Source organism: Crocosphaera sp. UHCC 0190, from assembly GCF_034932065.1.
Lineage (GTDB): Bacteria > Cyanobacteriota > Cyanobacteriia > Cyanobacteriales > Microcystaceae > UHCC-0190.
Map to the genome: position 1 here is coordinate 1 of NZ_JAYGHP010000008.1, position 17553 is coordinate 17553.

The 17553-nt window shown below is 38.6% G+C and carries 17 protein-coding genes and 1 pseudogene; 10 read left to right on the forward strand and 8 right to left on the reverse strand.

Features of this window, described 5'->3' with window-relative positions:
* Nucleotides 1–201: 201 nt before the first annotated feature.
* Together VB715_RS12510 and VB715_RS12515 are read left to right on the forward strand one after the other, a co-directional pair.
* Nucleotides 202–663, forward strand: a complete 462-nt coding sequence (locus VB715_RS12510; RefSeq protein ID WP_323301551.1) for a hypothetical protein — start codon at nt 202–204, stop codon at nt 661–663.
* 143 nt (nt 664–806) lie between these two features.
* Nucleotides 807–1187 (forward strand): annotated as a pseudogene (locus VB715_RS12515) (IS66 family transposase); the annotation flags it as partial.
* Between the two features lie 200 nt (nt 1188–1387).
* Here the strand turns inward: VB715_RS12515 and VB715_RS12520 are convergent.
* Entirely contained in the window at nt 1388–1810 is a 423-nt protein-coding gene (locus VB715_RS12520; protein ID WP_323301552.1) for a DUF29 family protein, read from the reverse strand.
* Between the two features lie 280 nt (nt 1811–2090).
* Here VB715_RS12520 and hemH point away from each other — a divergent pair, with 280 nt between their 5' ends.
* The gene (gene hemH / locus VB715_RS12525) at nt 2091–3254 is read left to right on the forward strand and encodes a ferrochelatase (RefSeq protein ID WP_323301553.1); all 1164 of its coding nucleotides are present in this window, start codon (nt 2091–2093) and stop codon (nt 3252–3254) included.
* Here the strand turns inward: hemH and VB715_RS12530 are convergent.
* Nucleotides 3249–6800 (reverse strand): HEAT repeat domain-containing protein, encoded by a 3552-nt coding sequence (locus tag VB715_RS12530; protein ID WP_323301554.1) that lies wholly within the window; start codon nt 6798–6800, stop codon nt 3249–3251. The genes hemH and VB715_RS12530 overlap by 6 nt on opposite strands.
* Before the next feature lie 282 nt (nt 6801–7082).
* On the opposite strand from VB715_RS12530, the gene VB715_RS12535 reads away from it, so the two are divergent.
* The 5 genes from VB715_RS12535 to VB715_RS12555 all read left to right on the forward strand — a co-directional run bounded on the left by VB715_RS12535 (nt 7083) and on the right by VB715_RS12555 (nt 10045).
* Nucleotides 7083–7283 carry a hypothetical protein gene (locus VB715_RS12535; RefSeq protein WP_323301555.1) on the forward strand — a complete coding sequence of 67 codons (201 nt, stop codon included), beginning with the start codon at nt 7083–7085 and terminating at the stop codon, nt 7281–7283.
* Between the two features lie 435 nt (nt 7284–7718).
* The gene (locus VB715_RS12540; protein ID WP_323301556.1) at nt 7719–8222 is read left to right on the forward strand and encodes a late competence development ComFB family protein; all 504 of its coding nucleotides are present in this window, start codon (nt 7719–7721) and stop codon (nt 8220–8222) included.
* Between the two features lie 390 nt (nt 8223–8612).
* Nucleotides 8613–8891: a hypothetical protein gene (locus tag VB715_RS12545; protein WP_323301557.1), complete on the forward strand. Its 279-nt coding sequence runs from the start codon at nt 8613–8615 to the stop codon at nt 8889–8891.
* A complete protein-coding gene (locus VB715_RS12550; protein WP_323301558.1) occupies nt 8891–9739 on the forward strand; it encodes a prephenate/arogenate dehydrogenase in 849 nt (282 codons plus the stop codon). The genes VB715_RS12545 and VB715_RS12550 overlap by 1 nt, the downstream gene beginning before the upstream one ends.
* 96 nt (nt 9740–9835) lie before the next feature.
* Nucleotides 9836–10045: a hypothetical protein gene (locus tag VB715_RS12555; RefSeq protein WP_323301559.1), complete on the forward strand. Its 210-nt coding sequence runs from the start codon at nt 9836–9838 to the stop codon at nt 10043–10045.
* Between the two features lie 375 nt (nt 10046–10420).
* On the opposite strand, the gene VB715_RS12560 is transcribed toward VB715_RS12555, so the two are convergent.
* From VB715_RS12560 to VB715_RS12570, 3 genes are all read right to left on the reverse strand, one after another.
* Nucleotides 10421–11884 carry a glycoside hydrolase family 13 protein gene (locus VB715_RS12560; RefSeq protein WP_323301560.1) on the reverse strand — a complete coding sequence of 488 codons (1464 nt, stop codon included), beginning with the start codon at nt 11882–11884 and terminating at the stop codon, nt 10421–10423.
* 156 nt (nt 11885–12040) lie between these two features.
* Nucleotides 12041–13099, reverse strand: coding sequence for an N-acetyl-gamma-glutamyl-phosphate reductase (argC, locus tag VB715_RS12565; RefSeq protein WP_323301561.1), 1059 nt, complete (start codon nt 13097–13099; stop codon nt 12041–12043).
* A gap of 149 nt (nt 13100–13248) precedes the next feature.
* Nucleotides 13249–13746 carry a DUF427 domain-containing protein gene (locus VB715_RS12570; RefSeq protein ID WP_323301562.1) on the reverse strand — a complete coding sequence of 166 codons (498 nt, stop codon included), beginning with the start codon at nt 13744–13746 and terminating at the stop codon, nt 13249–13251.
* A 139-nt stretch (nt 13747–13885) separates the two neighbouring features.
* Here VB715_RS12570 and VB715_RS12575 point away from each other — a divergent pair, with 139 nt between their 5' ends.
* Both VB715_RS12575 and VB715_RS12580 read left to right on the forward strand, forming a co-directional pair.
* Nucleotides 13886–14320, forward strand: a complete 435-nt coding sequence (locus VB715_RS12575) for a VOC family protein (protein ID WP_323301563.1) — start codon at nt 13886–13888, stop codon at nt 14318–14320.
* Nucleotides 14321–14395: 75 nt separating this feature from the next.
* Nucleotides 14396–15991 carry a GTP-binding protein gene (locus VB715_RS12580; protein WP_323301564.1) on the forward strand — a complete coding sequence of 532 codons (1596 nt, stop codon included), beginning with the start codon at nt 14396–14398 and terminating at the stop codon, nt 15989–15991.
* 7 nt (nt 15992–15998) lie between these two features.
* On the opposite strand, the gene VB715_RS12585 is transcribed toward VB715_RS12580, so the two are convergent.
* From VB715_RS12585 to VB715_RS12595, 3 genes are all read right to left on the reverse strand, one after another.
* Nucleotides 15999–16577 carry a Uma2 family endonuclease gene (locus tag VB715_RS12585; protein WP_323301724.1) on the reverse strand — a complete coding sequence of 193 codons (579 nt, stop codon included), beginning with the start codon at nt 16575–16577 and terminating at the stop codon, nt 15999–16001.
* A gap of 91 nt (nt 16578–16668) precedes the next feature.
* A complete protein-coding gene (locus VB715_RS12590) occupies nt 16669–16896 on the reverse strand; it encodes a hypothetical protein (protein WP_323301565.1) in 228 nt (75 codons plus the stop codon).
* 31 nt (nt 16897–16927) lie between these two features.
* A complete protein-coding gene (locus VB715_RS12595; RefSeq protein WP_323301566.1) occupies nt 16928–17542 on the reverse strand; it encodes a pseudouridine synthase in 615 nt (204 codons plus the stop codon).
* Nucleotides 17543–17553 lie beyond the last annotated feature (11 nt).

Sequence of the window (17553 nt, forward strand, 5' to 3'; positions counted from 1 at the left end):
ACGCTCACAACTTCCCCTTAGACTTAGCTTCTGCTGAGCCTATTTCTGCTCCTGCTATCAACGGTTAATTCCTTGATTACAACTAAATATTAGCAAAAAAGCACTCTCAGAAATGGGGGTGCTTTTTGCTGTTGAAATAAGGTTTGTTAGTTCCGAGAAAGTTGTGGGCATTCTAGCTTATAGATGTTCCGGTTTATTTTTATGACTAATCAGAGTATATCTATACATATTCATTCAGACGTTGAAGCCTTTTTAAAAGATTGTCAAGATCAGGCTTTGTACACAAGCACATGGGAGTGTATTGACAAAATTGCTCAAAGGCAATTTGATGGAGGATTAAGGGTCAAAAAACTCAAAGGGATCTCTAGAAAAATTTGGGAAGCTCGAATTACTCAAGCCAGTCGTTTACTTTTTACATATAGTCCAGAGGGTGTCATTATTCAAGATGTTTGTTTGGATCATGATGATGTTGCAAGACGGGCAAGAGCGAGAACAAAAGCTGATGACAGAGAGTTGTTAGATAGGATAGATGAAGAAATTATCGGAGATTTAGATCAAGATCGTGCTTCATTAACTGATGAAGAAAAAGACAAAATAGAAATGGCAAGAGAAGAAGACTTAAATCTTCCAGAAGATTTTGGCTCTCCCGACATCTTGGTATAAAATGTATAATCAGCTACAATACTTAAGATGGTGGGTTACGACGCGGATTAAAACTTATTAGTTTTTCATCAAAATCATAGCCGCGTCTAACCCACCCTACGAATTATAAGCTTTACTTATCACCACAAGTACGGGAGAGCCATTTGTTGGGAGAAAATTTTGAGGGTATATGGGGGAGCGATCGTTTAGGTAGTTACAACTGGGTGGATGTGAAGCGAAGACAGTTATGTTGGGCGCATCTAAAACGGGAGTTTCAGATGTTGAAGGTGGAAACAGCCTTGTGGTTATTTGTGGAAGTAGAAGATGTGGAACCGACTAATAATTCGGCGGAAAGAGCGATTCGCCCTGCTGTATTGTGGAAAAAGAACAGTTTTGGTTCTCAAAGTGAGAATGGCAGTATATTCGTGGCGAGAATGCTGACGGTGGTAAGTAGTTTGCGGTCTCAAAATCGTAGTGTTTTGGATTTTATCCGAGAAACCATCATCGCACATCGACAAGGATTTTCAACACCATCTTTAGTTCCAACAGCGATCTACTCTGAAGATCGAGAAGATGCGAGCGTTACTTCCAATCTTGAAAGAAAAGATGAGTCTATGCCTTTAGTTGCCTAACCCTCTGAACGCTTACAATAATTCAGATATTTTCCATTTTCAACAATCCTCTCATCTTTAGGTTCTCGGTAATTATTCATTATTCATTATTCATTGGTGAAAATTCTATCCCATTATTCCCAAATCAACCCCATCGCTTGATCAATAATTGCTATTTGATCAACCATAGCGGCAATTTCTTCTGCTTCATATTTACCATCTAAAGCCTCCTTTGCTGCACCTTTCAACCCCAATTCATAGGCATCCTCTAACGTCTCTCGCAATTCCTCCTTTGTTAGATATATTCCCCCCGTTTTGCGCCTTTTATTAGTGCGTTGAATCTCTTTGGTGGCATTAGCAATAGACAAATCCCATGATCTTGTTGTCCGCTTTTCTGCTGCTTGTTTAATCAGATGTAAGACCAAAATCTTACCAAAACTAAAAATTTTGTTAAGCTTATCATCTTTGCTCATTTCCGTCATTTCCTCTACTAGCAACAAAGCATCATTGATATTTCCCGCTAGTAGTAAATCCTTGAGTTCTAGTAATTCTTCCATTTTGCACCTTCTTCTCAATTTGTTAATTCTTCAGGTAAGAATTGTATCAATTTATTCTGAAGTAAATTACACGAATATTTTTTTTGCTAACGTCGATGACCGCTTTTAATATTAACACAATTGGCTAATTAATCTAATTAGGGTTGAATATCTTCACCTCAAGAAATTGGGGCCCCAGGAAATAAAAAATCCTCAGACAAAGCAAAGGGACGTGCATGGGGGCCATCAATCAGTTAAAATTAGTAAAGAATCACAAAATGTTAACTCTTTATTTAAAACTATGGATCGCGTTGGGATCTTATTACTCAATTTAGGGGGCCCAGAACAGTTAGAGGATGTTCGTCCCTTTCTATTTAATCTGTTTTCTGATCCAGAAATCATTCGTTTACCCTTTCCTTGGCTACAAAAACCCTTAGCTTGGCTCATTTCTACCCTAAGAAGTGGCAAATCCCAGGAAAATTATCGCCAAATTGGGGGAGGCTCTCCCTTAAGAAAGATTACGGAGGCACAAGGGGAAGCTCTAGAACAGCGACTGGCAGAAATTGGCCAAGAAGCCAGTATCTATGTTGGAATGCGTTATTGGAATCCCTTTACAGAAGAAGCCATCGCTCGCATTAAACGCGATCGCCTGCAAAAATTAGTAATTCTTCCCCTTTATCCCCAATTTTCCATCAGTACCAGTGGGTCTAGTTTCCGTGTTCTGGAAGAAATGTGGCAACAGGATTCATCCCTGAGACAAATTGAATATACCTTAATTCCCTCTTGGTACGATCATCCAAGCTATTTGGGGGCCATGGCGGATTTAATTGCTCAAGAATTAGACAAAATTGCTGACCCTGACCAAGTTCATATCTTTTTCAGCGCCCATGGGGTTCCTCAAAGCTATGTAGAAGAAGCGGGTGATCCTTATCAAGCAGAAATTGAAGCTTGTACGCGCTTGATCATGAAAACCCTGAACCGTCCCAACCCTCATACCCTCGCTTATCAAAGTCGGGTGGGCCCGGTGGAATGGTTAAAACCCTATACAGAAGACGCTTTACAAGAATTAGGGGAACAAGGAATCAAAGATTTATTGGTAGTTCCCATTAGTTTTGTTTCAGAACATATTGAAACCTTACAAGAAATTGATATTGAGTATCGAGAATTGGCTGAAGAAGCGGGCATTACTAATTTTCAACGGGTTCCTGCTTTAAATACCCATCCTCTTTTTATTGACTCTCTCGCTCAGTTAGTGGTGCATTCTTTGCAAGAACCCCCCATTACCTTTGATTGTGTCACTCATCCCAAGAAAAACATGAAAATGTATCCCCAAGAACGTTGGGCCTGGGGGATGACGACGGCCGCTGAAGTCTGGAATGGACGGTTAGCGATGGTGGGATTTCTGGGTTTATTAATTGAGTTAATTAGTGGCCATGGCCCCTTACATTTTGTCGGTATTTTATAGGGGTGAATGAACTTGTTTAGTCATCCATTCTAATAATGTGGGGATTAACTGAGGATCATCTGGGGAAAAAATCGGGATAGCGGACGATGTTTGCTGACTGATGACACCAATAACCCCTTTAAATTTACCCAAGATTTCTAAGAAATCAGTGGATAAATGAGGAGTGTGAGCATCATCATAAAACAATAAAATTAATTGAGTTTTTGATGAGTTTCGCTGTAAAAGATGCCAATAAAGACGTAATTTTGCTAGGTTTTCTGGCAACCCATGTTCAAAGGGTTGACATTGTTGTTCTAACATTTGATCGTAAATATCAATCGCAGGATTTCCTGGATCAATAAAGCGACTACTTTCAATCCACACTAACTTAATTGAATTGAATTGAGGAATTTTTTCTGTCTCTTGCCCTAATTTTTCAAGGACCGTTAAAGATGAATTGACAACAGGCGGAATAAGAGGTTTCGGGAGATTTTTAGACGAGAGTAAGGGAGTCGGTAAAGCCCGTTGATGCCAAGCTTGATAAAACTCTCGATAAGATAAATATTGGGCGCAATGCCACATTACTTTGTAACAAGCAGAGGATTCGGAATCAGGTTCTTTTAATAAAGAATCCCGTAATTGAATCACGATCTGAGGCATTTGTTTCAAGGGCAAAATATCGATTAAACTCTCAGCAATTTCTATTCCTAGATTGGAATTATTTACGGTTTGGAGAAGTTTCACAAAAACGGCGATCGCTTCTTTATTTCCTGGGGCAACTTTTCCCAAACTTTTAGCAGCACATCGGAGGTTTTCAAGATTGGTACTGGTTTCTAATAATCGAATTAAAGTAGCCATTGCCACCGGATTTCCTGGGCCAATATCTCCCAAACTTTCAGCCGCTAACCCTCGAATATCGGCATCATCCGTAGACTGAATCAGATTAACTAATACCCTCAACGCTTCTAAATTGCCTGGATTAATTTTACCTAAACTTGCTGCGGCTTGACGAAGGGTAAATTCATCCCGTGAGGTTTGTAAAATTTGGGTTAACCCATTAATAGCCCCTGGATTTCCAGGATCAAGCTTACCTAAACTTTCCGCAATTTCTCGATAGGTTTCCTCATCTTCCACCTGTTTCATTAATTCAAGAGAAACTTGCATAATGGCGGAATTTTTGGGAGCAATTTTGCCTAAACTATCTAAGGCTTCTTTACGAAGTAGTAAGGATTCCCCAGAGTGCATAAGGTTTTCTAAAATAGCGATCGCCTGTTCATTTCCTTCGCCAATTTTGCCTAAACTACTAATGGCAATCCAACCCAGATAAACATCATTATTTTGTTGTAAAAGAGTGACCAAAGCCATAATGGCCTGAACATTACCCGGACAAACTTCTCCTAAACTATAAACCGCCTCTTGACGAATGGTTGGGTTGTTAGCTGTTTCCAGTAATTGTACCAAAACAGTAATGGCGGTGGGATTGCCGGGATCAATTTTTTCCAAACTTTCGGCCGCTTGCCGTCGAATGCCAATTTCTTTAGTTGTCCGAATGAGTTGCACCAGAATAGCAATAGCTGTAGCATTGCCCTGGCCAATGATTTCTAAGGCTTGAAACGTCCGTCGTCTTAGGGAAGGAGAAGATTGACTGTGGAGTAAATGAATGAGGGCTTTGATCCCTTGAAGATTACCTTGGGCAATTTTTTCTAACCCTAAAAAAGCCATTTGACGAGTTTCGTCCGTTGTGGCAGTTTCTAGCAACTCAACAAAAATAGCGATCGCTTGTGCATTCCCCGAATCAATGGTTCCGAGGGTTTCCGCGATTTGCCAGCCAAGAGATGGAGAGGTGGCCGTTGTGAGAAATTGAGTTAAAGCCGCGATCGCCACAGCATTGCCTTTTGCCAGTCGCCCTAAAAATTGTAGTCTCTCTTTTTGTTCCTCTTCATCTGTAGAATTCTCAATTAGAGTGATAAGGGCAGCGATGGCCAAGGGACGATAAAGGGTATGAAGACTCTCTTTTGCTGCCAATGAGCGTAAACTTAAAGCAACAGTCTGAGAGGAAGATGGCACAGATGTAGTCTCAAATCCCCAATCCAGAAGTTGTTCCACCATTTGCGTCCCGTAGGAACAATTAGGAATTTCTCCTAATCCCGTGGTTGCGATGAAATAGGCCCTCAGTCCATAGAAATTGGCTGGGCCACATTGGTCATCAATCGTCATCAAGGCTTTTATTAAGGTTTCTTTGTCGTCTGTAGAAATATCTTCCCTTCCTAACCAAAAGCGAAAACTATTCTGCCATTGGTAGCTAAAAATGGGATAGGTCGTATTATGACTATTTAAAAAACACTGCCAGTCATCAATGGCGAGGGCAGCAAAGTAGTCTCGAAAGGTCTGATCGCAAAAAGTATAATAATTGTTCTCCTCATTTTCTGTGACCATTCCCACGGGAATCAGCCATTTTAATTGAACCGCTAAGGAAAATAGAGGAAGATTTTCCCCAAAACTATCCACAATCATCTCATAGTCAATGATCGAAGAAGTTTCACTGTGGGACTGATTTTTTAGAGCTAAGATAGCCAGTAAATGACTTAATTGTTGCTTTTGTTGAAGGGTTGTCGAGATGTTTTCTGCTTGCCATTGATAGAATTCATTGACTAACCCCTGATAGAGTTGCGCGGAGGTTTTAGGGAACTGATTGGGATTTTTCAGCCAAAAACGGCATAACAACGCTAAACGTTGCGGATTTTTCAGCCATCGTTGCAGGTGTTGGGTTTCGGGTTCCTCTAAAATCCGACATAATTGCTGATCTAAATGTTCTTTGAGGGGTTTTCGTTGTTCGAAGAGCAAGCTAGGAAGAAACCATTGCTGAATAAACTGTTTAATGTGATGGTGATTTTCTAAGGGTTGAGTTTGATAGACTTCAAATTTGGGTAAAAGACGGGGTTTATTTCCCCAGGTTTGGGTTTGACAGGTTAAGATGATTGGTAGTTGATCTGTCATGTCTTGGCGTTGTTCTATCAACCATTCCAGAGGAGAGGACGCAACCCGATCGACAGATTCATCAAACCAATAATCCATGCCATCGCACAATAACCAAACTTTTTGATGGGCTAATAATTGCTCAAATTCTCGTTGCCAAACTTCTCTGGGAATAGAGTCTTGGGTGCGGTAGCGATTTGACCCTTGAATCAGCCATTTTTCCCATAAATATTCCTGTAATTTGTTTTTTCTAAGTTGATGAGGCCCTATCCAAATGGGTATTTTATCCGTTTGCTCTAGTATCAGATGGGCAATTTTTTGTAAGAAAAGGGTTTTACCCATACCGGATTCTCCGATAATGGCAATGTTTTGCGGAAGGTTGTGAGCATTATCTGAGAGGAATATCTTTTGAAAAAATTGTTCTTGTTGGTAGATTCTATCCTTGGAAATATCAAGGCTTAAATCTGGGGATAAGTTTGTTCCTGGGGTTTGATGGGGAGGATAATGGGTAGAATCAGGTTCAAATCCCAGGGCTAAGGAAATCGATGCTTGTTGCTCATCTGTTCCCATCTCGTCAGGTTGGGTATTCATGGGATTGATGGGCAATGAATATTTAAGCATGACACGGCCAACTTCTCTCCAGTTAATACTGAACCGTGAGGAGGGAGGAAAAGACGTATCCTTCGGAGATAAGTGGCTTGGGGACATACTTATTGTTACCTGCTTTGACTATAATTTTACCAAAAATATGGATTTTTCTCATTTTCGATCATTGACTGAGTTTGAAAGTAACAGCAATGACAAAGGGTTGTGGCTTTCTTGAGTTAACATGATGACGGTTTGAGCCGGGAAAATTTGAAGGTAGAGCAAATTATGGAAAATTCCGTTAACTGTCAAATTGATTGTGTGAATGGTTGCATTTTAGGAGAACAATGTCCTCATCGAGAACACGCCGAAGAAGCGACAAAGTTTATTCAAGAAACTTCCTTAGATAAAATTTTGGCAATGGCCGAGGAAGCCAGGCGAAAGAAACTCACTCAGCCGCCTCAATGGGTGATTCCTGATGATTTTTAAGGCAATTAGTGGGGGTAATTCCTGAATTCCCCCTACCATCGCCTACCGATAGTTTAAATTTTTAAGGGTTTCTACTGAACTTCTTCAATAACTCTCCCAAAATTTACTGATTAATTGCGAAAATTTTCAGTTATTTTTTAATGATTTAGTTAGACTACTTAAGTATTTATTTAAAGTTTTGATAAAGTAAACTTTTAAAAAAATATTCGACAATTATCTTCTTTTTGCGTATAATTAAGGAGATTATATTCCTGAAACCTTGGCTGGCATCCGTGTTTTTCCGCTAGTATGGTCACAAACTAGACTAGGTGGTTATTATTCTGGGGTTTTGAAGAGGTTTTTTGGTGGTTAGTGTTTTATTTGCTTTTGATTAATATCGAGGATTTTCCCATGAGCAACACCAGAGAAAATGCGTCTCAGGTTCATATCAATATCATGGAATTATTGGTAAAAGAAGAACTGGAAAAACAACTCAAATTTTATCCTAAAAATCTCAAATGTTATCTTAACAAAATTGAAGTTTCAACCTATGCCCTTAATCGCCTACCGCCCCTTTATGCTTCTAGTGTAATTGGAAAAGAGCAACAAAAACGCATAGGAAAAGAAAAATATAAAGCACAGATTAATTTAGCAGTTCGTCGTGCTTTAGCAGCTATTGAACGTGATCCCTTAAGAAAGTCAATGCCATTGGTTTCAGAAACATCTGCTGAATATCAAATGGCTAATCTTGCACTAAAAAAATTACAAAATTTTCTGCAAGAACGTTCTTTATTGCCTGTAAATCAGACCCTATCTTGGCATAATCTGACGATGGTTATGCAGCAGGTTTTTAGAAAAGTTTCTGCTAAAAATTTTTCATATTCTCCAATTTCAGCAGCTAATCATGATCTGAATAATCAATTTTTAAATCTACCTAAAAGCCATAAAAAATCAGAATAAGCCTTCGTTTAATTTCAGACAAACTGATTTAAAGTTACTGGTTGACCACTTTTAGTTAGCCTTTTTTTATTAGAAATCAAAAAATTATGATCTAAAATTCTCCACAATTTCTTAATGTTAAGAGTTACAAAAAATCTGATTAAATAGGTGACTTTTAAGTAAAATAGGACTAAGTGGGAGTCCTATTTTCACCAATCAAATAGGCTCTATTGCCGGGCTATTTCATTCTCCCTGATGCTGACACCCTAAAGGGTTTAGCTATTATCGCCAAGCCCGTGAAGGCGGGCTTCGTTAGTATAACCCTAGGCTTTAGACTGAGGGAATGAGAAAGAATAAAATAGCCTTGGCTCTATGGCCATAACCAAAACAGTTCTAAACTCCTAGAAATCTGTGTTACACCTTCTCTACACCTCAAGGGAAATCCTACAGGGGATTCTTGTTCCCCTTTGCTTTATTACTGCTTGGACATTCCTGATCATGTTAGTATTAACCCTAGGGAGTGCCATTCAGGAAACAACAAATCGAGCTAAGTTAATGCACAAAATTCCCTGTAGCACCTGTCAATATTTCACGAATGATTATCGTCTAAAATGTCCTGTTAACCCTGATCAAGCGAATACAGAACAAGCAATTAATTGTCAAGATTATCACCCTAGATCAAATTATTAATGAAAATTGGTATTATTGGATTAGGATTAATTGGTGGTTCCCTCGGTCTAGATTTGCGCCATCTTGGCCATGAAATTCTGGGGGTTTCTCGTCAAGAAAACACCTGTCAACGAGCCAGAGAAAGAGGTGTGGTTGACCAAGCTGATACGAATATAAGTTTACTTGCTTCCACCGATATTATCTTTATTTGTACGCCTATTGGCTTAATTTTTCCAACTTTACAACAATTAAAACCCTATTTAAAGAAAGACACAATTATTACAGATGTCGGGTCAGTAAAAACGCCAATTGTCCAGGAATGTGCAGCTTTATGGCAAAACTTTGTGGGAGGACATCCCATGGCTGGAACAGCCGAACAAGGCATAGAAGCAGCGCAAACTAACTTATTTAAAAATGCTCCTTATGTCATTACGCCTATAGAAAATACACCAAAAGATGGAGTTAAAATTTTAGAAGATTTGGCTCAATCTCTGGGTTCAATTGTTTATCATTGTTCCCCGGAAAATCATGATCAAGCTGTTGCTTGGATCTCCCATTTACCCGTGATGATTAGTGCTAGTTTAATCGCTAGTTGTGTCAGAGAAAGTGATCCCATTGTCCTCAAATTAGCACAACAATTAGCCAGTTCTGGTTTTAGAGATACCAGTCGCGTTGGAGGGGGAAACCCCGAATTAGGGATGATGATGGCTCAATATAATCAAAGGGCTTTATTGCGATCGCTGATGACTTATCGTCAACAATTGGATCAGGTTATTGAACAAATAAACACAGAAGACTGGGACTCCCTAGAAAAATTACTCAACGAGACTCAACAAGGGCGATCGCCATTTACCACACCTCCCCATTAGTTCTGCTTTTTTTCTGGAATCTTTACGCAAAAATACTTACCTTGCTTTATAATCAAGAGAATTTAAAGAGTAGAGTTAACAACCATGAAAAATGAGATGACATTGACAACCCCCCACAAAGTTTTCTTTAATTTCAGCTTAATTATGTTAGGGGTTTGCGCTAATGGCGCATTTTTCTCGATCATGGCAACTTTATTAGTTGGAACAGCTATTTTAGGGTTTTTGAAAAATCAACCTGAGCGGGTTTTATTAACCCATGATCAAACCCTAAAAGGAGAGGAAAAATTACCAGTCACCCGTTTCTAAGTCTTCTCCTCATGACTCATAAAAAAAACGGCATTAGCTAGGTGACTACGCCGTGATTTTATATTTCTTGGGTTGGCTTTTCGGGGGCTTATTTGATAGCTTCTTCGATGTTAGAACCTTTTGTTTTGGCTGCCTCTAAATTAGATAAATTAATTTATATACTTGTAGAGATCAACGGTTGTTGACCCCTAGGATGTTTCTGAAAAAACCTCAAGAGTTGACCCTTGATTAATTGGTTCTACCGAACTTGCCATGTAAAATTAATAAATGAATACAGGCTAAAGCCTTATTCTATAAGCGCCAAGGCTGTCTACACAGCCTAATTTTAAGCCTGTAATTTTTAATGGTTTTACATCCTAGGTTCGGTAGAGCCGATTAATTAATAGTAATTATTAATCCAGAACGAGAAGGAATGGTTAAGCTTAAATAATCTTGACCCCATTCAATGGTTCCTTCTCCATACACAACTTGACTCGGTTGTAAAGCTAAAATTGATTGACAATTCTCGAATTCTGTTACTTTAATATTATTAGCTTTCTCTCCTTTATTTAGAGCAATAATGAATATTTGATTGTCTAAAATACGAGCGAAACTATAAATATTTCCTTGAGCATATAAAGTGTGATATTCTCCCGTGCGTAATGCTGTATATTTTTGACGTAATTGTATTAATTTACGATGATAACTTAATACTTCTTGATTCCAATTTTCTGGAGAAGGAAATCCATAACGACAGTCAGGATCATGACTTCCTTCTAAACCGATTTCATCCCCATAAAAGATATTAGGAGTACCAGGAAAGGTAAATAATAAGAGAGTCGCTAATTTAACTAAATTATGATCGCCTCCTGCCATGGTAATTAATCTGGCTGTATCATGACTATCTAACAGGTTTAATTGGGTTAATTGAATTTCCCAAGGATGGCGTTTTAATAATTGATTAATTTCTGTGGCATAATCAGCCGCATCTAGGGCAGGATAGGGTTTATAGAAACCAGGAACGGCTGTTTTGTCCAAGCGATCGCCAACAATAAAAGCAATAGTTGCGCGGCCAAAAGGATAATTCATTACCCCATCAAATTGCTTTCCATCTAACCATTGAGTGGCATCAAAAGCAATTTCTCCAACAATATAAGCATCAGGATTAATAGCTTTTACCCGTTGCCGAAATTCTTGCCAAAAACCTGGAGTTTTGATACAATCTGGTACATCTAAACGCCAGCCATCAATTCCCTGTTTTAACCAATATTCACCCACCTGCATAATATATTCCCTGACGGCGGGATTATCATGATTAAACTGGGGTAAAGCGCGATAATCAATCCAAGAAACATAATTGGCGGGAAGACTGCCATCATAGGCGGAAAGGGGCCATCCTTCAATTTTAAACCAATCTAACCAGGGGGAATTAGGGCCGTTTTCCAAAATATCATTAAAGAAGAAAAAGCCCCGACTAGCATGATTAAAAACCCCATCTAAAACCACTTTAAACCCTCGTTCATGGGCCGTTTTTAACAAGATATCAAAGGCTTTATTTCCCCCTAATAAGGGGTCAATTTGATAATAATCATGGGTATGATAACGATGATTACTAGCAGAACGAAAGATCGGGGTAAAATAAAGGGCCGTTACCCCTAAATCTTGTAAATAATCTAACTTATCGATTACTCCCCAAAGGTTTCCCCCTTTATATCCTTGATAAGTGGGGGAAGCATCCCAGTTTTCTAAGGGGATATCCAATAACCATTGTTGGTGAGAGGGGATGCTTCTAGCGAAAGCATCGGGATAAATTTGATAAAAAACGGCGTGTTTTACCCAGTCGGGGGTTTGAATTAGCATGAAATTTCTCAATGATTCGGTTATCAGTCATCAGTCAGAAGTAAGGGCGCAAGGCTTGCGCCCCTACATTCATCAGATGCGGGGGAGGCTTTCATCTTGCTGGCAGTGATTTCATAATATGAAATTGAGATGGGTATTACCTTATTTTCGTTAATTTTAAGGGTAGAAACACAAATTCGGTAAACCGAGGGTTTCCTCCCATCCCATCATCAGATTTAAACATTGTATCGCCTGACCTGCTTGACCTTTAATTAGGTTATCAATGGCCGAGAGAACAATCACGCGATCAGTGCGAGGATCGGTTTCGATGCCAATGTAGCAAAGATTTGTGCCAGCAGCCCATTTAGTTTGTGGATAAACCCCATTAGGCAAGATTTTGACAAAAGGAGAGGAACGATAAAAGGCACTGTAAATGGTCAAAATATCGTCTCTAACTAACCCAGGATCTCTTAAGGTTGCGTAGACGGTGGCAAGGATACCTCGTACCATAGGCAGTAAATGGGGGGTAAATTGTACCCTGACTTCATGACCGGCTAATTCAGAACAAACTTGCTCAATTTCTGGGGTATGACGGTGTTTTCCTACCCCATAGGCCCCAAATGATCCTTCTGCTTCCGCTAACAAAAGGTTAATTTTTCCCTGTCTACCTCCCCCTGAAGTGCCTGATTTTGCGTCAATAATCGCGGTTTCTGGCACGATTAATCCTTGTTTCAGTAAGGGGGAAAGGGCCATCAAACTCGCCGTAGGATAACACCCAGGACAACCAATAAGAGAAGCTGATTTAATCTCCTCACGGTACAATTCTGGCAGTCCATAAACTGCTTTTGATGCGGTTTCTGTGTCTTTTCTTTCTGTATGATACCAACTACTATAGGTTTGTAAGTCTCTAAAGCGATAGTCAGCAGAGAGATCTAAGACTTTACAGCCTTTTTCAATTAGTTGGGGGGCCAGATCGCAAGCGAGGCCATTGGGAAGACCTAAAAATACTACCTCACAGCGAGCCGCGATCGCATCTGTGTCAATGGGTTCAATGGTCAAATTAACTTGATGCCCTAAATGGGGATACAATTCAGCGTAGGGCTTCCCGGCACTGCCTTTCCCTCCCAAATACACCACTTCTGCCTTGGGATGTTCTTGCAGTAATCTCACTAACTGTACACCACCGTATCCCGAAGCTCCGATAATTCCAACTGAGATTTTTTCTGACTCACCCATATAAGTTACTTCCTAACCCTTTTTTTCATCAATCTAACGTTGGCCGAATTGTAGTATTAAATCTTAACTTTGAATCAGAAGCTTTTGTAAAGTCTCTTATGTTGATGGGGTAATAAGAAAATTTTCTCCTCATCTCCTCACTGAAACCGTTACCACCCCCAACTCCCTGCAACACCCTTAAAGGGGCCAACAATATCAGAGGTGATCCAACCGCCATAAAAACCGCCAGGTTGAGGGGTTACTTTTTCTCCATTGACCAAACATTCATCCATCGGACTCACATAAAAAGCCAGATAATCTTTAATGGGGGCAAACTCTGGAGTTGGGTTAGGATAACACCAAGCCACATTAACCGCTTGTTTATCCCCAACCATTATAGTGTAATAATTTGCGGGCCCTTTCCATTCACAAAAAGACTGTTGATTTGTCGGGTGTAAATATTCCATTTTAATATCTTCGGGAGGAATGTAATAAGATGGGGGATGACTGGTTTCTAAGACTCGATAACTCCGCCGACTTTCCACTAGAGTGATCCCATTAAAAATAATGATAATTTGTTGATCACAGGGTTCTAAACGGGGAGGACGGGGATAGTCCCAGACAGACTCTTGACCAGGTAATGGTGCAATAGGTTGGGGTCGAAACATAGAAGATAGTATTTATAATTGAGAGGTAAACAGTAACACAGCCTTCTAGACTGTCACAAATAAGATACTTATTGTAATCAATCGGTTATTACTCAAAGATTATAGCAATGTTCATCAAACTTTGGTAGCTTAGTAAATTATGACAATTCGACCCTTTCATATTGCTTTCCCTGTAACTAATTTGGCTGAAACTAGATATTTTTATGAAACTATTCTAGGTTGTCCTGTTGGTAGAACTTCTGAGACATGGATTGATTTTAGTCTCTTTGGCCATCAAATTACTGCCCATCTTTGTTTAACGGAGTCTGAAACAATACCCGTTAATACTGTGGATGGAAAACAAGTTCCGGTCAGACATTGGGGGGTTATTTTAGAGATGAAAGAATGGGAAACTTTAGCCGATCGCTTAAAACAACAAGGAATTGATTTTGTCATTGAACCTTATCTTCGGTTTAAAGGAGAAGTTGGAGAACAAGCAACGATGTTTTTTCTTGATCCAAGTGGCAATGCGTTAGAATTTAAAGCGTTTAACAATGATGAAATGATCTTTCAACCCACAAGCTTTGAGCAATAATTGATAAAATGGTGAATGAGGGCATTTTTAGGAATGCTGAAACTCATAAATAAGTTAAGGGTTAATTGCTGATCTATGCCGCTTCCTCGTCTAATGATTTTGGTTATTGGTCTTAGTATCATTCTAGGGCTAATTATTTGGTTAATTAATTCTATTTACAGACTTTATATTCAAGTTTCTTTTACGGCCCCTCTTCTCGCTAATTTTTTGATTTTTCTGATTATGGGGTTGTTAGGTTTATCAATTTATGGGTTTATTTATTATTTTAATTTAACCACATCTCGGAAATCTCGAAAAAGTAAACGTCGTCAGCTAAAATTACCTGAACAAAAAACCGAAGCAGCAGAAGAAAACTTAAAAGCTGTCCGTCGTCAAGTCCAACAAATTCAGGATAAAGTTGCCCAAAAAGCACTATTAAATCGTTCCCAAGAAATTGCACAAAGTTTAATCAGAGGTGAGTTAAAAGTAATTGTTTTTGGGACAGGTTCAGCCGGAAAAACATCTTTAGTTAATGCTTTAATTGGGGAGATTGTTGGTCAGGTAGATGCTACTATGGGAACGACTAAAATTGGGGAAACTTATCATTTAAAATTAAAGGGAATTTCACGAGAAATTTTAATTACTGATACCCCAGGTATTTTAGAAGCAGGAATAGAAGGAACGGAACGAGAAACTCTAGCTAGACAGTTAGCAACAGAAGCAGATTTATTGTTGTTTGTGGTGGATAATGATTTGCGTCAATCAGAATATGAACCTTTACACATTCTGGCAGATATTGGTAAGCGATCGCTATTAATTTTTAATAAGATTGACCTTTATACCGAAGAAGAACAAGAGCAAATCATGCAGCAGTTACGGCAAAGAGTTAAAGGATTTATTGCTGCTTCTGATGTCATTTCTATTGCTGCTAACCCCCAACAATTTAAACGCACAACGGGGGAAATTATGCAACCTGAACCTGATATTATTCCCCTCATTAAACGCTTAGCTGTGGTATTAAGAGCAGAGGGAGAAGATTTAATCGCTGATAACATTTTACTACAATCACAACGCTTAGGAGAAGAAGCAAGAAAAATTATTGATCGTCAACGCAAAAGACAAGCTGATCAGATTATTGATCGTTATCAATGGATCGGTGCAGGTGTCATTGCTGTTACCCCTTTACCTGTGGTTGATATGTTAGCAACTGCCGCAGTTAATGCTCAAATGGTAGTAGAAATTGGTAAAGTTTATGGGTGCGAATTAAACAGTGATAATGGGAAAGATTTAGCCCTTTCTTTAGGCAAAACTTTAGTCAGTTTAGGAGTAGTTAAAGGGGCCGTTGATTTATTAAGTAGGGTATTACAATTAAATATGGCAACCTATCTCATTGGTAAAGTCATTCAAGGAGTAACAGCAGCTTATTTAACTCGCATTGCTGGCAAAAGTTTTGTTGAATATTTCCGTCATGATCAAGACTGGGGAGATGGGGGAATTACAGAAGTTGTACAAAGACAGTTTCAATTAAGTCGAAAAGATGAATTTATTAAGGGATTTGTTAAAGATGCGATCGCTAAAGTAGTGCAACCTTTAACAGATACTTGGGAGGAAGAAACAGAAGAACTTCCAGAAGAATTTAAACAACCACCCATTCAACAAAAAGCAGTATTAGAAGAAGAAGATGACTGGTAAGATAAATTTACCAAATTGATGTTAAGTCTAAGATAAAATCAGGTAAGATATCTTCTCCTGATAATGTCTTGGGATTATCTAATATTGCCAAGTCTTTTCCTTGTCTATAAATCTCTACTTTTTTTGTTTCTAAATCAATTAACCATCCTAAACTTGTTCCGTTTTCTAGATACTCTCGCATTTTTGCTTGTAACCGAGATAGTTTATGCTGTTTTGACTGTAATTCAATGATAAAATCAGGAGATAAAGGAGCAAATTTTTCTCTTTCATTTTGATTTAATGCTTCCCATTTTTCTTGTTTTATCCATGCAGCATCAGGGGAACGAACTGCACCATTAGGTAAAGTAAATCCGACATCTGAACCAAAAACAATACCTAATTTATAATTTTTATTCCAGGTTCCTAATTGATATGTAATATTACCATTAATATTACTGGTTAATGCACCAACTAATGGCATTAAAACCATTGTTCTGTCTGCATTTCGTTCAAAGTTAACTAATTCGTGTTCTTGACAGAGTTGAAAAAATTGCTCATCAGTTAAATTAATCAAGGAACTAAGATCAAGGTTAACAGAGTCCATTATGGGTATAACATTGGGTATCTTAATTAACTATTATAGGTGATAAATGGGTTCAACAACCATCTTATATACAATCTTGAACTAGAGATCTTTTTTAAATAGACAATTCGCTGACATATTGATCTTCATAATTTTCAATTAATACCCCTATTACTTCCATTAATGAAGCTAAGGGATGAGATTCATCCTCACCTACAATATCAATTAATTCGTCAAGAATCGCCACTAATTTTTTATATTCTGCTTCAGTATGAGGAACGAAAATATTATCTTCAAGATTAGACCAAGAATTAACCGTTTGATTTAAGTTAGTTGTCAGCATATCTTATTCCTTTAGAATGTTTCAATTGTCATTATTGATAACTTAGATTTTCTAGGCTATGTCTTTCTAGTTTAGTTGCTTCGCGCCATTCTCCAGGTTTTAAGTCTCCTAAACTCAATTTTTCTAGGGTTTTACCTGTTTTAAAACCGATAGAAACCCGCACTAATCTTAAGGTAGGATAGCCTATAGCAGCAGTCATCCGTCTAACTTGTCGGTTTCTTCCCTCAGTTAAGGTTATTTCTAACCAAGAGGTAGGAACGGTTTTACGGTAGCGAATAGGGGGGTTACGGGGGGATAAATTCGGGGGAGTTGCTAACAGTTTTACTTGGGCCGGACGAGTACAATAATCTTTAATTTGTACCCCTTGACGTAAATGATTCAGTGTGGGTTCATCAGGAATGCGTTCTACTTGTACCCAATAAGTGCGAGGATGGGCAAATTCTCGATGGGACAAACGATGTTTTAGAGGGCCATTATTCGTTAATAATAATAACCCTTCACTATCAAAATCAAGTCTTCCGACGGAATAAATATCAGGAATTGGAATATAATCTTTAAGGGTTGGACGGGGAGTATTTGGGTTATCTTTATCAGTAAATTGACATAATACTCCATAGGGTTTATTGAACAAAATATATTGATTCATAATATTTGAGA

Bases quoted from the DNA above. Each gene is read 5' to 3' on its own strand.
- VB715_RS12575 (WP_323301563.1), top strand. From the start codon at position 13,886: ATGACAATTCGACCCTTTCATATTGCTTTCCCTGTAACTAATTTGGCT.
- VB715_RS12510 (WP_323301551.1), top strand. From the start codon at position 202: ATGACTAATCAGAGTATATCTATACATATTCATTCAGACGTTGAAGCC.
- hemH (WP_323301553.1), top strand. From the start codon at position 2,091: ATGGATCGCGTTGGGATCTTATTACTCAATTTAGGGGGCCCAGAACAG.
- VB715_RS12590 (WP_323301565.1), bottom strand. From the start codon at position 16,896: ATGCTGACAACTAACTTAAATCAAACGGTTAATTCTTGGTCTAATCTT.
- VB715_RS12530 (WP_323301554.1), bottom strand. From the start codon at position 6,800: ATGAATACCCAACCTGACGAGATGGGAACAGATGAGCAACAAGCATCG.
- VB715_RS12540 (WP_323301556.1), top strand. From the start codon at position 7,719: ATGGAATTATTGGTAAAAGAAGAACTGGAAAAACAACTCAAATTTTAT.
- VB715_RS12535 (WP_323301555.1), top strand. From the start codon at position 7,083: ATGGAAAATTCCGTTAACTGTCAAATTGATTGTGTGAATGGTTGCATT.
- VB715_RS12580 (WP_323301564.1), top strand. From the start codon at position 14,396: ATGCCGCTTCCTCGTCTAATGATTTTGGTTATTGGTCTTAGTATCATT.
- VB715_RS12595 (WP_323301566.1), bottom strand. From the start codon at position 17,542: ATGAATCAATATATTTTGTTCAATAAACCCTATGGAGTATTATGTCAA.
- VB715_RS12555 (WP_323301559.1), top strand. From the start codon at position 9,836: ATGACATTGACAACCCCCCACAAAGTTTTCTTTAATTTCAGCTTAATT.
- VB715_RS12520 (WP_323301552.1), bottom strand. From the start codon at position 1,810: ATGGAAGAATTACTAGAACTCAAGGATTTACTACTAGCGGGAAATATC.
- VB715_RS12570 (WP_323301562.1), bottom strand. From the start codon at position 13,746: ATGTTTCGACCCCAACCTATTGCACCATTACCTGGTCAAGAGTCTGTC.
- VB715_RS12560 (WP_323301560.1), bottom strand. From the start codon at position 11,884: ATGCTAATTCAAACCCCCGACTGGGTAAAACACGCCGTTTTTTATCAA.
- VB715_RS12550 (WP_323301558.1), top strand. From the start codon at position 8,891: ATGAAAATTGGTATTATTGGATTAGGATTAATTGGTGGTTCCCTCGGT.
- argC (WP_323301561.1), bottom strand. From the start codon at position 13,099: ATGGGTGAGTCAGAAAAAATCTCAGTTGGAATTATCGGAGCTTCGGGA.